The 14,365-nt window shown below is 48.0% G+C and carries 11 protein-coding genes and 1 riboswitch; of the genes, 3 read left to right on the plus strand and 8 right to left on the minus strand.

Annotated elements, in window-relative coordinates; genetic code table 11:
• Positions 1-117: 117 nt before the first annotated feature.
• The gene (gcvH, locus tag AOU00_RS05995; RefSeq protein WP_069290174.1) at positions 118-516 is read right to left on the minus strand and encodes a glycine cleavage system protein GcvH; all 399 of its coding nucleotides are present in this window, start codon (positions 514-516) and stop codon (positions 118-120) included.
• A 301-nt stretch (positions 517-817) separates the two neighbouring features.
• Positions 818-1,009: riboswitch (glycine riboswitch) on the plus strand.
• Positions 1,010-1,185: 176 nt separating this feature from the next.
• On the opposite strand from gcvH, the gene gcvT reads away from it, so the two are divergent.
• The 3 genes from gcvT (at position 1,186) to gcvPB (ending at position 5,260) form a co-directional block, all read left to right on the plus strand.
• Positions 1,186-2,286: a glycine cleavage system aminomethyltransferase GcvT gene (gene gcvT, locus AOU00_RS06000; protein ID WP_069290175.1), complete on the plus strand. Its 1,101-nt coding sequence runs from the start codon at positions 1,186-1,188 to the stop codon at positions 2,284-2,286.
• Positions 2,287-2,411: 125 nt separating this feature from the next.
• Entirely contained in the window at positions 2,412-3,767 is a 1,356-nt protein-coding gene (gene gcvPA / locus AOU00_RS06005) for an aminomethyl-transferring glycine dehydrogenase subunit GcvPA (RefSeq protein ID WP_069290176.1), read from the plus strand.
• On the plus strand, positions 3,764-5,260 hold the full coding sequence (gene gcvPB / locus AOU00_RS06010) for an aminomethyl-transferring glycine dehydrogenase subunit GcvPB (protein WP_069290177.1): 1,497 nt from the start codon (positions 3,764-3,766) through the stop codon (positions 5,258-5,260). The genes gcvPA and gcvPB overlap by 4 nt, the downstream gene beginning before the upstream one ends.
• A gap of 119 nt (positions 5,261-5,379) precedes the next feature.
• On the opposite strand, the gene ptsP is transcribed toward gcvPB, so the two are convergent.
• From ptsP to AOU00_RS06045, 7 genes are all read right to left on the minus strand, one after another.
• Complete coding sequence (gene ptsP, locus AOU00_RS06015) at positions 5,380-7,092, minus strand: phosphoenolpyruvate--protein phosphotransferase (RefSeq protein ID WP_069290178.1); 1,713 nt, start codon at positions 7,090-7,092, stop codon at positions 5,380-5,382.
• Positions 7,085-7,360 (minus strand): HPr family phosphocarrier protein, encoded by a 276-nt coding sequence (locus AOU00_RS06020; protein ID WP_013372579.1) that lies wholly within the window; start codon positions 7,358-7,360, stop codon positions 7,085-7,087. Before AOU00_RS06020 ends, ptsP begins: the two co-directional genes overlap by 8 nt.
• Positions 7,361-7,470: 110 nt before the next feature.
• On the minus strand, positions 7,471-9,516 hold the full coding sequence (gene ptsG / locus AOU00_RS06025; protein WP_061829260.1) for a glucose-specific PTS transporter subunit IIBC: 2,046 nt from the start codon (positions 9,514-9,516) through the stop codon (positions 7,471-7,473).
• Between the two features lie 241 nt (positions 9,517-9,757).
• On the minus strand, positions 9,758-10,618 hold the full coding sequence (glcT, locus tag AOU00_RS06030) for a glucose PTS transporter transcription antiterminator GlcT (protein ID WP_069290179.1): 861 nt from the start codon (positions 10,616-10,618) through the stop codon (positions 9,758-9,760).
• A 190-nt stretch (positions 10,619-10,808) separates the two neighbouring features.
• Positions 10,809-12,344 carry a flotillin lipid rafts scaffold protein FloT gene (locus AOU00_RS06035; protein ID WP_069290180.1) on the minus strand — a complete coding sequence of 512 codons (1,536 nt, stop codon included), beginning with the start codon at positions 12,342-12,344 and terminating at the stop codon, positions 10,809-10,811.
• 48 nt (positions 12,345-12,392) lie between these two features.
• Entirely contained in the window at positions 12,393-12,911 is a 519-nt protein-coding gene (locus AOU00_RS06040; RefSeq protein WP_061829262.1) for an NfeD family membrane protein, read from the minus strand.
• A gap of 174 nt (positions 12,912-13,085) precedes the next feature.
• Positions 13,086-14,249, minus strand: coding sequence for an iron-containing alcohol dehydrogenase (locus tag AOU00_RS06045; protein ID WP_028542451.1), 1,164 nt, complete (start codon positions 14,247-14,249; stop codon positions 13,086-13,088).
• Positions 14,250-14,365 lie beyond the last annotated feature (116 nt).

Raw genomic sequence — 14,365 nt, forward strand, 5'->3', positions numbered from 1 at the left:
CACGTAATTACGTCTGAAAAAAGACAAAAAAAATAGCCGCTATGTCAAATCATAGCGACTGTTGTATACAAAAATCAGCAGACAAATAACACTCTTATTCCATACTACATTGCTCCATTACTGCTCATCGGAAATCAACTGCTCGTATTGATCCGCAGACAGTAGCTTGCCCAATGCTTCCTCCACATCTTTACCCATCTCTACTTCGATCATCCAACCTTTTTCATAGGGAGATTCATTCACTAGCTCAGGCGTACTTTCCAGCGCTTCATTCACTTTTAATACGGTTCCCGTCACCGGAGCAAAAAGGTCGGATACCGTCTTCACCGATTCAATCGTACCGATCTCCGCTCCCTGCTCAATCGTTACTCCCACCTCAGGTAATTCTACAAAAACAATATCACCCAGTTGATGCTGTGCAAAGTCTGTAATACCAATCCGCAACGTCCCATCCGCTGTGCGCTGAACCCACTCATGTTCGTCTGTATACCAAAGTTGCTGCTTTACTTCACTCATCCTGTTCCCCTCACTTCCATATGAATAAAATCGCTTTTGCTCACCTGTATTAGACAGGTTAAGATTATGACAACAAGAACACTCATGTCAATAATACTAACAAAAATACTTCATATCACCTCATATGGCGTACTATATAAAAATATGATAGCTTATAACAAACGCTTACATATCCTTATTTATATATTAAATGTTTTTTCTATTGTTTTTGATGACATTTTTATTGACATTTTGAATGAATTTGCGTATTAATGGGTTATAGCAAATGCTTTGGGAAACACCCCGACAACTGCAAACGCGGATGAACGCGGAGGGAGAGACTGCCAAAAAGATTCGCATAGCTGTTGCGGCTTATGAAACATAAGTTCACGCGAATCGGATCAAGTTGTTATCTGCAAAGCCAGGTAATATACTGTTGATCCCGAAGGTAGCGCCGAAGGAGTAAGCCTGCATTGCAGGTGAATCTCTCAGGCAAAAGGACCTCTGCCGGACGCATCTCTGGAGAGCATTCGCTATTGGAGCGGATCACCCAAGGGGAAACCCGGTACATACCGGGGTAACTTTCTGGTATCAAGGACAGAGCTGAAAAAAGAGTGTAGACTGCCGTCTATACGTTTTTTTCGGCCTGTCTTTTTTGTTTAGCCGATCACACCGGATAGGAGTGGAAAAATGACTAATTTGCGAAAAACACCGCTATATTCGTCCTACGGGACGCAGTCTGGGGTTCGTTGTATTGACTTTGGCGGCTGGGAGCTCCCCGTTCAGTTTAGCGGCATTCAAAAGGAGCATGAGGCCGTCCGGCAACGTGCGGGTTTATTCGATGTATCGCATATGGGCGAATTTTTGGTTGAAGGCAAAGAGGCCGAAGCTTTTCTGCAAAGGGTGACCACGAATGATGTCAGCCAGTTGGAACCAGGTCAGGCACAATATTCACTCCTGTGTTACCCCGATGGAGGGGTAGTAGACGACCTGCTTGTTTACTGCAAAGGACCGGAGCGCTACATGCTCGTTGTGAACGCCTCTAACATCGATAAGGATTGGGATTGGCTAATTCGCCATATGCCTGCATCCGTTCACATGGAGAATATGTCTGATGCGATAGCATTGCTGGCGTTGCAAGGACCGGAAGCAGCACGAATTGCCGCAGCCGTGGCAGATACGGACATTACGAATCTGGCATCTTTCCGCTTCCATGAGAATGTGCCATTGTTCGGAGCAAAAGCACTCGTCTCACGAACCGGATATACGGGTGAAGACGGTTTTGAATTTTACGTACCTGCCGCGGAAGCACCAGTCGTATGGGAGGGTTTGCTTCGTTCCGGTGAGTCGTATGGGCTGATTCCCGCTGGACTTGGTGCTCGGGATACCCTACGCTTTGAGGCACGGTTGCCGCTGTACGGACAGGAGTTATCTGCCACGATTTCACCGCTCGAAGCCGGTCTAGGGTTCTTCGTCAAGCTGAATAAAGGAGATTTTATCGGTAGAGAAGCACTGCAACGTCAGAAAGAACAAGGGATTCCTCGCAAATTGATCGGGCTGGAAATGATGGATCGCGGTATCCCTCGCGCCCATTACCCGGTATTCGCAGAAGGACAACGCATCGGTGAGGTCACAACGGGGACTCAGTCTCCCACCTTGAAGCGTAATCTCGGCCTCGCCTTGGTGGACAGTCGTTTTAGCGCCCTCTCCACACCGCTGGAGGTTGAGATTCGTGGCAAACGCCTGCGTGCCGAGGTGGTAGCAGCCCCCTTTTATAAACGCCCGCGCTGATCTTAAACTCTCTTCATTTCAATAAAGCAAACATGTCAGATATGAACTTCTGGGTTTTCCACCTCACACTTTTTTATTAGCTAATTTACGATTTAAATTTTGCTTTTCGAAAGGAGCCAGAACCTATGAAGCAGCATCGCTATCTCCCTATGACTGAACAGGATCAAACCGAAATGCTGCGTGTGGTCGGCGTTTCATCCATCGATGATTTATTCAGTGACATTCCTGAGGCCATTCGATATCAAGGGGAACTCCCTCTTTCTTCTCGGCTCGACGAGAGAGCCTTGACCCGACATTTGGCCGAGCTGGCTGGACACAACGCCAATACAGACACACATGCCAGCTTTCTTGGCGCAGGAATTTATGATCATCATATTCCGTCTGTCATCCAGCACATCACTTCACGCTCGGAATTCTATACAGCCTACACCCCCTATCAGCCGGAAGTAAGCCAAGGCGAGCTACAAGCCATTTTCGAATTTCAGTCGTATATTTGCGAATTGACGGGCATGGCTGTAGCTAATGCCAGCATGTACGACGGAGCGACTGCACTGGCGGAAGCGGGCTCACTGTCCGCTGCGGCTACCCGCCGTAAACAGCTTATCGTATCAAGGTCTGTCCATCCGGAGGCACGTCAGGTATTGGCAGCCTATGCACGTGGATTGGATTTGGACATCGTGGAAATCGGCTGTTCGGACGGCGTAACGGATGCTGATGCGTTAGCGGCGGCCGTATCGGAACAGACCGCGGCTGTATTGGTCCAAAGCCCCAACTTTTTCGGAGCCGTGGAAAACCTGAAGCCGATGGCTGATCTCATCCATGCGCACAAAGGTCTTTTGGTCGTCAGTGCCAACCCACTGGCACTTGGCTTGCTGGAGACACCCGCCAAACAGGGCGCGGATATTGTGGTAGGAGATGCGCAGCCACTTGGCATCTCCTCTTCTCTCGGCGGTCCGACCTGTGGATACTTTGCCGTTTCTCAGGCACATATGCGCCGTATCCCCGGCCGTATTGTGGGTCAGACCACAGACCGTAACGGTAAACGCGGCTTCGTGCTGACCTTGCAAGCGCGGGAACAGCATATCCGCCGCGAAAAGGCCACGTCTAACATTTGCTCCAATCAAGCGTTGCTAGCTTTATCTGCATCTGTATACTTGTCTGTCATGGGTAGACAGGGGATCAAGGAAGTAGCCGAGCTAAATTTGCATAAAAGCCGTTATGCTTTAGAGCAATTGCTGAGCTTGAAGGGCGTAACAGCCTCGTTTAACGCACCGACCTTTAACGAATTTGCCCTTAAACTGCCTGAGGGTACAGATATGAGCAAACTCCAGACCGAGCTGCTAGCTGCTGGATTTATCGCTGGCTACGATTTGGGCCGGGACTATGAGGAACTTGCTGGTCACATGTTGATTGCCGTGACGGAGCAAAGAACCAAAGAAGAGATTGACCAATTTGTACACACCTTGGGGGGATTGCTATGACACACACCGGACAGGATCAGAAACAAGGGCTGTTGAAGGAACACGATCAAGCGCTCATTTTTGAATTGAGCCGTCCGGGTCGCATCGCCTATTCCCTTCCCGAGTGCGACGTTCCCCGTCGCCCGGTGGCAGAGCTTTTGCCAGATTATGCACTGCGCAGCGAACCTGCGGCATTACCCGAGGTATACGAAGTAGACGTTATTCGGCATTATACCGCCTTGTCCCGGCGCAATTTCGGCGTGGACAACGGATTTTATCCGCTCGGCTCCTGTACGATGAAATACAATCCGAAAGTGAATGAGGATGTCGCCCGATATACAGGCTTCGCCAAAATCCATCCATATCAGCCCGAGGAGAGCATCCAGGGTGCTATGGAGCTGCTGCATACGCTCCAAAATGATTTGGCTGCATTAACTGGTATGGATGCCGTCACACTTCAGCCCGCCGCGGGCGCCCATGGCGAATGGACCGGGCTGATGATGATTCGCTCATACCACGAAGCACGTGGTGAGCGACGTACCAAGGTGCTCGTGCCGGATTCCTCGCACGGAACGAACCCCGCCAGCGCAACCGTCGCGGGCTTCGAAACAGTCACCCTGCCCTCCACCCCTGAGGGGCTGGTGGATCTGGATGCGTTACGTCAAGCCGTAGGCAACGACACCGCTGCGCTCATGCTGACCAACCCGAACACGCTTGGACTGTTCGAGAAGCAAATCACTGACATTGCTGCCATCGTGCATGACGCGGGTGGTCTGCTCTACTATGACGGGGCGAACTCCAACGCCATCATGGGAATTACCCGCCCCGGGGATATGGGCTTCGATGTAGTGCATCTCAATTTGCACAAAACGATGAGTACCCCGCACGGCGGCGGCGGCCCCGGCGCTGGGCCTGTCGGCGTAAAGCAACGGCTCATCCCTTATTTGCCCAAGCCGCTTGTCGTACGTGATCCGCAGGGGGTGTACCACTGGGATCGGGAACAGGGAGATTCTATTGGACGGGTTAAAGCCTTTTACGGCAACTTCGGTATTCTCGTTCGTGCCTACGCCTATATCCGTAGCTACGGTCCTGATGGCTTAAAGCGTGTATCGGAATGCGCTGTGCTCAATGCCAATTACATGATGCATCGGCTCGCTCCACATTTTGACCTGCCCTACCCTGGACATTGCAAACACGAGTTCGTAATGTCGGGGCGAGGCTTGAAAAAATTTGGAGTGCGCACGCTTGATGTAGCCAAACGGCTGCTTGATTTCGGCTACCATCCCCCTACAATTTACTTCCCGCTGAATGTAGAGGAGTGCATCATGATCGAGCCCACGGAGACGGAAAGTAAGGAAACACTTGATGCTTTTGTCGACACTATGATTCATATTGCGCGGGAAGCAGAAGAGAACCCTGAGCTGGTGCTCAATGCACCATATACTACTCCAGTCACACGATTGGACGAAACTACCGCAGCCCGCAAACCTGTACTGAATTGCTCATGCAGTTAAAAACAAATTCTACTTAAAGGATGCAAAAAAGCCGGTATCTAAATAGATACCGGCTGCTGTATGTACACAGCAATTTTTTGTTGGAAAAAGATATAACCTTTGAAATGTAATACCCTTCCTTAGCCTTCGATGCTTTGAACCAATTCAACAACCTGTTCTGCTGTTTGCATGTCCAGAGCTTTTGTAGCCAGTTTTTCCATGTCCGCACGGGACAACTTGGAGATTTGACTACGTGCTGGCAGAATGGAAGTTGCGCTCATACTGAACTCATCAAGTCCAAGACCCAGCAGCAACGGAATTGCTGTTGTATCTCCTGCCATTTCACCACACATACCAACCCAACGTCCTTCACGGTGAGCGGCATCAATAACCATTTTCACCAGACGCAGAATGGATGGATTGTATGGTTGATACAGGTAAGAAACTCGCTCGTTCATGCGATCCGCTGCCATTGTGTATTGAATCAGATCGTTTGTACCGATACTGAAGAAATCCACTTCTTTTGCGAATTGGTCAGCCAATACCGCTGTAGAAGGAATTTCTACCATGATGCCCAACTGAATTTCTTCAGATACGGATACACCCTCGGCTATCAACTTTTCCTTTTCTTCCAACAAAACAGCTTTAGCTTCACGGAATTCGTTCAGCGTAGCAATCATCGGGAACATGATGCGCAGGTTACCATGCACACTCGCACGCAACAAAGCACGCAATTGAGTGCGGAAAATATCCTGGCGATCCAGACACAGACGAATAGCACGGAATCCGAGGAACGGATTCATTTCTTTCGGCAGGTCCAGATAAGGAAGTTCTTTGTCGCCACCGATATCCAAAGTACGGACTACAACCGGCTTACCTTCCATTCTTTCCAGAACGGTTTTGTACGCCGTATACTGTACTTCTTCGGATGGAAGCTTATCGCGTCCCATGTACAAGAACTCCGTACGGTACAAGCCAACGCCTTCACCACCGTTGTCCAGAACACCAGCTACATCATTAGGCGTACCAATATTGGCTGCCAGTTCGACATGGACACCATCGACAGAAACTGTAGCTTCGCCGCGCAGCTTGCGCCACTCTTCGCGTTGCTTGTCGTATGCCACCTGTTTAGCACGGTATTCCGCAACAATCTCTTCGGTAGGGTTCACGAATACGTGACCATCCAAACCATCAACGATAATCAAATCGCCGCTTTTAGCTTGAGACAATATATTTTTCGTTCCCACAACTGCAGGAATTTCAAGTGAGCGAGCCATAATAGCCGAATGCGAAGTACGTCCGCCGATGTTCGTTGCAAAACCTTTAACAAATTCACGGTTCAGCTGAGCTGTGTCGGAAGGTGTCAAATCTTCTGCAAGCACAATCGTTTCTTCGGCAATTTCTGCAGGACTAACAAAATGAACACCAAGCAGGTGATTCAGGATCCGCTTGGTTACATCACGCATGTCCGATGCGCGTTCTTGCAAATAGGCACTTTTCATGTTTTCAAACATGGAAATGAACTGTGTAGCTACTTCATTCAAAGCATAGTCAGCATTAAGCTGCTCGTCTCTGATTTTAGCTTTAACCGGATCGATCAATTCAGGATCATTCAGGATGAGCAGGTGAGATGCAAAAATTTCTGCTTTTTTCTCTCCCAGCTCCTGAAGCGTTTTCTCCTTAATCGATTCCAATTCGGTTTGAGATTGTACCAAAGCCGCATCTAATCTCGCGATTTCAGCCTCAACATCACCAACCGCGCGTCTCTCTACAGCGTAATTCGGATGCTCCAAGATAAACGCCCGGGCAATGGCTATGCCTGCCGAAGCGGCAATCCCGGAAATTTTAAGCATGAACTTCGCCCAGCCCTTCGTTAACGATTACATTTTCAAGAGCTTTCAGTGCTTCGGCAGCTTCAGCGCCTTCGCAGATAATGTTAATAGTATCACCTTGTTCCAGACCCAGAGACAATACACCCAGAATGGATTTCAAAGTTACTTTTTTACCGTTAGCTTCGGCAAAAGATTCAGCACCGCTGAATTTGTTAGCTGTATTTACCAGTGCAGTTGCAGGACGTGCATGGATACCGTCTTCATCCGTAATTCTAAAAGTTGTTTGCATAATTTGTTCCTCCCACTTTCCTAAAGATAATATTTGTTTACACGCAGTATACCAGATCATTGATCAGACGGCCTAAGCCGCCTAATCAACTAATCCGAAACACATAGAGTTTATTTTATCGTAATTATACCATCTTCGCCAGCCTTCAATACTCCAGTTTTGTTTAAAGTTACCGAAGAACCTTCTGGAAGGTTGGTAAAAATGACAGGTGAAATGATGGATTTAGCGTTTGCCTTCACGTATTCCAGGTCTACTTTCATAATAGGCTGGCCAGCTGACACAAGATCGCCTTCGTTCACCAAAACGTCAAATCCTTGCCCTTTAAGCTTCACTGTATTCACCCCGATATGAACAAGCACTTCTTTACCACCATCGGATTGAATACCAATCGCATGCTTGCTCGGGAATACATTGAATACTTTACCATAAACAGGGGACACAATCGTTCCATCATTTGGCACGACCGCAAAGCCGTCACCTGTCATACGTTCTGCAAATACCGGATCGGGAACCGTCGAGATATCAACCAATTCGCCGTTAACAGGCATTACAATATCTTCTACAATAATGGTTTGTTGTTCTTCCCCAGCTTCCTTCTCCTCTTGTGGAGCAGGTTGCGCCGGAGCTGGTGCAGGTGTACGTCCAGCCATGATATCAGCCATTTGAGTTTTAATGGTGTCGGAACGTGTACCGAAAATTGCCTGTACGTTGTTGCCGACTTCAAGGACACCCGATGCGCCAAGTTGTTTCAGACGAGCTTTGTCAACGTTCGATTTCTCATTAACCTCGATCCGAAGACGTGTGATACAAGCATCCAGGTGCTTGATATTTGATGAACCACCGAAAGCTGCCAAAATGTTGTGCGGGAGCTCATCACTACTACCGGCTGCTGCACCATCCACATTTTCTGTAGCTTCTTCACGTCCTGGTGTTTTCAAGTTGAACTTCCGTATGATGAACCGGAATCCGAAGTAGTAAATCACTGCCAAAATCAGACCGACGATGATTACATACCACCAAGGCGTACGGGTTGGAATAATCCCGAAAATCAGGAAGTCAATGAATCCGCCTGAGAAGGTCATACCGATTTTGACATGTAAAATTTGCATGGTCATAAATGACAGACCTGCGAATATACAGTGTACTGCAAACAGCAGTGGAGCTACGAACAGGAAGGAAAATTCCAGTGGCTCCGTAATACCTGTCAAGAACGAAGTCAATGCTGCTGAACCCATGATACCTGCTACATATTTTTTATGTTCTGGTCTTGCTTCATGGTACATTGCAAGCGCTGCTGCCGGCAAACCGAACATCATGAATGGGAATTTACCCACTTGGAACGTACTTGCTGTCAACGCCACTCCATCACGAAGCTGGCTGAAGAAGATCTGCTGGTCACCGTGAACGGTTTGACCTGCTTTGTTAACATATTCACCAAATTCAAACCAGAACGGTGAATACCAGATGTGATGCAAACCAAATGGAATAAGCGCGCGTTCGATAACCCCGAACAGGAACGCCGACAAAGTCGGGTTGGAATACACCATAAAGTGAGATACTGCGTTAAGTCCTTGTTGAACTGGAGGCCAGATCAGAACCAGCGCAAGCCCGACAATCAGTGAGGACACCGCCGTTGCAATTGGAACGAAACGCTTACCCGCGAAAAAGCCCAGATACGAAGGAAGCTCAATTTTGAAAAAGCGGTTGTACATGGCCGCGGCCAGTATACCGATGATTATCCCGCCGAACACCCCGGTTTGAAGCGTTGGAATACCCAACACGTTCGCATAACCCGGTATTTTTTGAGCAATCAGACCAGGTGTGACACCCACGGCTGTACCCAAAGTAATGTTCATAACGAGGTAACCGATGATGGCAGCCAAACCGGCTACACCTTCACCGCCCGCCAGACCGACGGCTACGCCGACTGCGAACAACAGGGCCAGATTATCAAAAACGATTTGTCCGGCATTCATCATGATCGTCGCTACCGATTGAACCCAGCCCGCATTTAATGCCGGAATGTACTGGAGAAAATCAGGATTGACCAGCATGTTACCGATACCCAACAAAAGCCCCGCAGCTGGCAAAATCGCTACAGGAAGCATTAATGCTTTACCGACACGCTGTAAAACGCCGAAAAGCTTTTTAAACATACCTTCCACATCCTTCTCTGAAATTTAGAACAGAGGCAAAACAACAAAAAAGGCATGAGCCGATTTAAGTATGTTTGAAAACAACCTTGGGATATAGCTTGCCCCAGTAGGCTGTAAACAATCATAACTTAAAACAACTCATGCCTGATCGAATCAGTAACACGTTAAATGTTCAGTTGTTGTCTTCCTCATTGCAGAATTGATTATAGCACCCCACTAAATGCGAGGCAATACTTTTTTATCACTTTTGTTGCTCCCCCTGCTCTTTGCGTTGGGACAACCGTTGCAGATGCATTGTCAAATAACTAACCTCAGCCGGGTACACAGATTTACGGAGTCTTTTCTCCATAATTTTCGTGAGCTTCCAGGCCAGCATATACATTTCCGGATACTCGTCATTCAAAAGCTTGTCCAATCGATAAATCTCCTGCACAATTTCTCCCCGGCGCACACGTTCAATCGCAAACCTCAGATGAGTCAGCAGTCGAGAATAATCAAGAGATTGAAGAGGAATACGATAATCCAGTGTCGTCTCGACAACCTGAACCATATCAGCAATCAGACGAGAATCCTTCCTAACCTCGGAGATATGCTGGTTTGTCATGGCGCTATAAATATGCAGGGCCACGAATCCGATTTCATCTTCTCCCAGATCTACATCCATCTTATCCCTGATTAAAGCAACAGCCTGCTCAGCCATCTTGTATTCCTGAGGATATATTTCCCTAGTCTCATACAAAAACGGATTATGAATCGTAATTCCCTGTTTATGACGGTTGATGGAAAAAGCGATATGGTCAGTTAAAGCAATCAGTATGTGCTCATTTAGAGGCTTCTTAGCTTGAAGCTGAACAAGATGAAGCACCTCACCGATGACCTCAATGAGCTTTTCATCCAGCTCAGGAAGCAACCGTTTGTACTGCTCCTGTTCTTCATGGCTTTTTAATATAAATAATTTTTCAACTGAATCCAACGGCATAAGATCGCCGGGTCTGCGATTGAAACCGATTCCTTTTCCAATCACGACAACCTCATCATGCTCGGGATGCATCCCTATAATCACATTGTTATTCAGCGCTTTGGCCACTTTTAGGCTGCTCACATCCGCACCTCTTTTATCAGAACCTTGATCCTAAGAATTATAGCATGAAGCTCAGAGGAATCCACGTTAAAGTACCAAATATTCGGCTAAAGGTCAATAAAAAGAAAACGCTTTTCATCACATTGCCGGGAAATGCTGTGATGAAAAGCGGTCTTTTGGTTAGGGATAGATGCTCCCCAAAGACTTATTGTTATTCTTTATCAGTTAGCGCTACCCCCACCGAGGCTGGAAGAGGCTGCTTATTCGCTTCACCGGAAGGCGGCACGGAATGAAGGCCTTTTTTCCCCGTGGTCAACCCCTTGATTAACTGCTCCACATCAATACCGGATACACTCTTCAGCATCTCGGGTGCCGTAGCCATGAGTTCGGTGACATAATTGCTGACACGCGCTGCTCCTTCTCCTTTTCCCGTATCAACTACGGTGAGTTTATCAATGGACGCAATCGGTTCGGCAATACGTCCAGCCAGATCAGGCAACATTTTCACGATAATATCGAGCACGGCAGCCTCTCCAAACTTTTGGAACGCCTCCGCCAGTTTTTCCTTGGCCTCCGCTTCTGCAAGTCCACGCAAACGGATGACATCTGCGTCTGCCGTACCTTTGGCGCGTTCGGCATCCGCTTCTGCTTGCCCGTTGAGACGTTTTTGTTCAGCTGACGCTTTAGCCTGTGTCTCAATCGAGTATTGCAGCGATTCAGCCTCACGCATTTTACGCGATTTATCTGCTTCCGCCGCTTGCTCGACCGCATACCGATCGGCTTCTGCCTTCTTTTTCACTTCCGCATCATATTGCTTTTCACGTACCTGTATTTCCTTGGATTGAAGATCAATTTCCCGTTCTTTGCGCACCAGCTCGACCTTCATCTGCTCTTCGACAGCAGTCTGCTTGGCACGGGCCTCCTGAATGTGATAAGCCTGATCGGCTTCTGCCTTCGCTGTATCCTGTTCTTTCTTAAACGAAGCCACTTTCAGTTCCTTCTCCTTGGCTGCCTCCGCAATGTTGGTATCCCGCAGCAGTTCGGCCTTCTGGCCTTCCTGTTCCGCACGCGCCTTCTGAATCCGTGCATCCCGCACAGCCTCGGCTTCTGCAATCTCAGCATCCCGTTTCACAGCGGCAATTCTCGGCTTACCAAGCGCATCCAGATATCCGTGCTTATCACGCACATCTTTGATGGTGAATGAAACGATTTGCAAGCCCATCTTTTTCAGATCACGAGCAGCCACGCCCTGTACTTCCTGCGCAAACCGATCCCGATTACGATAAACTTCTTCCACTGTCATCGAACCGAGGATTGCGCGCAAATGTCCCTCCAGCACTTCCTGAGCCTCTCCTCTAAGAGCCTCCAGTGGCTTCCCGATGAACTGCTCGGCTGCTGTAGCCACATCCTCAATAGAACTGCCGACCTTGATAATCGCCACACCATCCGCAATCACGGGAACTCCTTGCTCCGTATACACTTCCGGTGTGGTTACGTCCAGTTTATGGGACAACAGAGAGATGAATTCGGACTGCTGGAAAATTGGCCAAATGAAGGCCCCCCCGCCGCGTACAATTTTAATTTTGCGTCCAGAGTCATCCTCGGAAATATTTTTATTTCCCAGAAAAGAGCCCGTCACGATCATCCCTTCATCCGGTCCTACCGTTTTGTAACGGGCCCAAAAAGCGATCCCTAATATAACGATAACGATGACAACAATCCCAGGGACCAACACAATATCTTGCAAATTTGACACTCCCGATCACGCTCCCTTCAAGTTAAGCGAATGCGCCGTCTATGTGTCCAGGTACGCTACGCGGACGACGCCCTCTGCGACCTCAACCACGACGATACGGGTTCCCGCAGCAAGCGGTTTGTGATCGAAGCTCGATGCTGTATGTATGGTGTTGCCTGCACCCAAGCGGATCATAACCTCCCCGTAACCAACCTCAGGTACAGGAATGGTGACCTCACCGATCCGGCCAGTCAGCTCACGCATGGAGAAACCGCTGGATACTTCCGAATTCGCCATGGGCTTGATAAACGCAAAGAACACGAGTATTCCGATGACAAACGCAATCCCTAAAGCAAGCACGACGACCCACCCCATGCTCAGCCCAGTATACTTTGTCAGCAGAACTCCAGCTCCGCCAAAAGCGGTCATGGCTCCAAGTAAAACGACAGGTCTGAACCAATCGAGGCTCGGTAGCTCCAATGCACCATCCAGCCAACCACCGAGTACATCTCCAATCAGCACACTGACTACGGTAAAGATAGCGCCCCCTGCCAATAACCACCAAAATATGGTTTCCATGCGACTCCTCCTTCCATGTACCTTTTCAGTCTGGTTTCCAGTCTATAACTATGTTTACGTATTCAACCTTAAAAAGTTTCAAAATTTTCCTCCAAAATCCCACGTTGAACCCAAAAAAGCACGTTCGTACGTCGAATGACGCACAAACGTGCTTAAAATGATACAAGTATCAGTTTACAGAGATGCTTTGTAAATTTCGACTACATCTTCGCGATTGAGCTTATTAAAACCACCAAAAGATCCGAATTTCACAGCTTTATCAGCCATAACATCGATCTGGGACGCATCAATATCGTAATCAGCCAGACGGCTTGGTGCACCAATCGAGTTCCAGAAATCACGCAACGCCTGAATACCTTCCAGCGCCACTTCTTCATCACTCTTGCCTTCTGGGTTTACATGGAACACATTGACGGCCAGTTGTTTGAAGCGTTCAGGCTTCACATGCAGATTGTGTTTCATCCAGTTCGGGAACAGAATAGCCAGTCCTCCACCATGTGGAATATCATAAACAGCAGACACAGCATGTTCGATATTGTGAGTAGCCCAGTCACCTGTCAGCCCCATGTTCAGGAAGCCGTTCAGCGCCATCGTACCACAATACATAATCGTTTCACGCAGCTCGTAGTTTTCCAGATCGTTGACCAGACCTGGAGCCGCATCCATGACCGTACGCAAAATCGTTTCGCACCAGCCAAGTTGGACCGGAGTATTGGATTCCAAATGGAAATAATGCTCCAGCGTATGTGACATCATATCTACGATTCCGTAAACGGTTTGATTTTGTGGCAGTGAGTATGTGTTTACAGGGTCAAGAATAGAAAACGCAGGGAACGCAAATACGCTACCCCATCCCAATTTTTCCTGTGTTTTTTCATTTGTAATAACAGAACCCGCATTCATTTCAGAACCGGTAGCTGCCATGGTCAAAACTGTACCTAATGGCAATGCTGCCTGTGGTGCCGCTTTACGCTCTGCAAAATCCCACATGTCGCCATCATATTTTGCACCAACAGCAATGGCTTTGGAACAATCCAGCACACTACCACCGCCTACAGCCAGAACGAGGTCGATTTGATGTGTTTTACACAATTCCACGCCTTTATGTACTGTAGATAAGCGAGGATTCGGCTCTACACCAGCCAGTTCCGTTACCTCTGCACCAATTTCACCAAGCAAACTTATTACATTATCGTACAAACCGCTGCGCTTAATGCTGCCGCCGCCATATACAAGTAGTACACGTTTACCATATTTAGGAACTTCACGCTTGAGAGCCTCCAATTGTCCTTTACCGAAGATCAATTGTGTAGGATTATAAAATTCGAATGCTTTCATCGCAAACGCTCGCCTCCAATAGTTCTAAAGTTTAATGTTAAGAAACTACTCTATTATAACCTTTTCGGTTACAGGAAACAAATATGCTTTATTTTCAGAAAAAAACCACACTCCTT

It is taken from the genome of Paenibacillus polymyxa, from assembly GCF_001719045.1.
GTDB lineage: Bacteria > Bacillota > Bacilli > Paenibacillales > Paenibacillaceae > Paenibacillus > Paenibacillus polymyxa_B.

What these genes read in the sequence shown, in the direction of transcription:
- ptsG (WP_061829260.1), bottom strand. Translation starts at nt 9,516, where the DNA reads ATGTTTAAAAAGCTTTTCGGCGTTTTACAGCGTGTCGGTAAAGCATTA.
- AOU00_RS06040 (WP_061829262.1), bottom strand. Translation starts at nt 12,911, where the DNA reads ATGGAAACCATATTTTGGTGGTTATTGGCAGGGGGCGCTATCTTTACC.
- gcvPA (WP_069290176.1), top strand. Translation starts at nt 2,412, where the DNA reads ATGAAGCAGCATCGCTATCTCCCTATGACTGAACAGGATCAAACCGAA.
- ptsP (WP_069290178.1), bottom strand. Translation starts at nt 7,092, where the DNA reads ATGCTTAAAATTTCCGGGATTGCCGCTTCGGCAGGCATAGCCATTGCC.
- AOU00_RS06020 (WP_013372579.1), bottom strand. Translation starts at nt 7,360, where the DNA reads ATGCAAACAACTTTTAGAATTACGGATGAAGACGGTATCCATGCACGT.
- gcvT (WP_069290175.1), top strand. Translation starts at nt 1,186, where the DNA reads ATGACTAATTTGCGAAAAACACCGCTATATTCGTCCTACGGGACGCAG.
- gcvH (WP_069290174.1), bottom strand. Translation starts at nt 516, where the DNA reads ATGAGTGAAGTAAAGCAGCAACTTTGGTATACAGACGAACATGAGTGG.
- AOU00_RS06045 (WP_028542451.1), bottom strand. Translation starts at nt 14,249, where the DNA reads ATGAAAGCATTCGAATTTTATAATCCTACACAATTGATCTTCGGTAAA.
- gcvPB (WP_069290177.1), top strand. Translation starts at nt 3,764, where the DNA reads ATGACACACACCGGACAGGATCAGAAACAAGGGCTGTTGAAGGAACAC.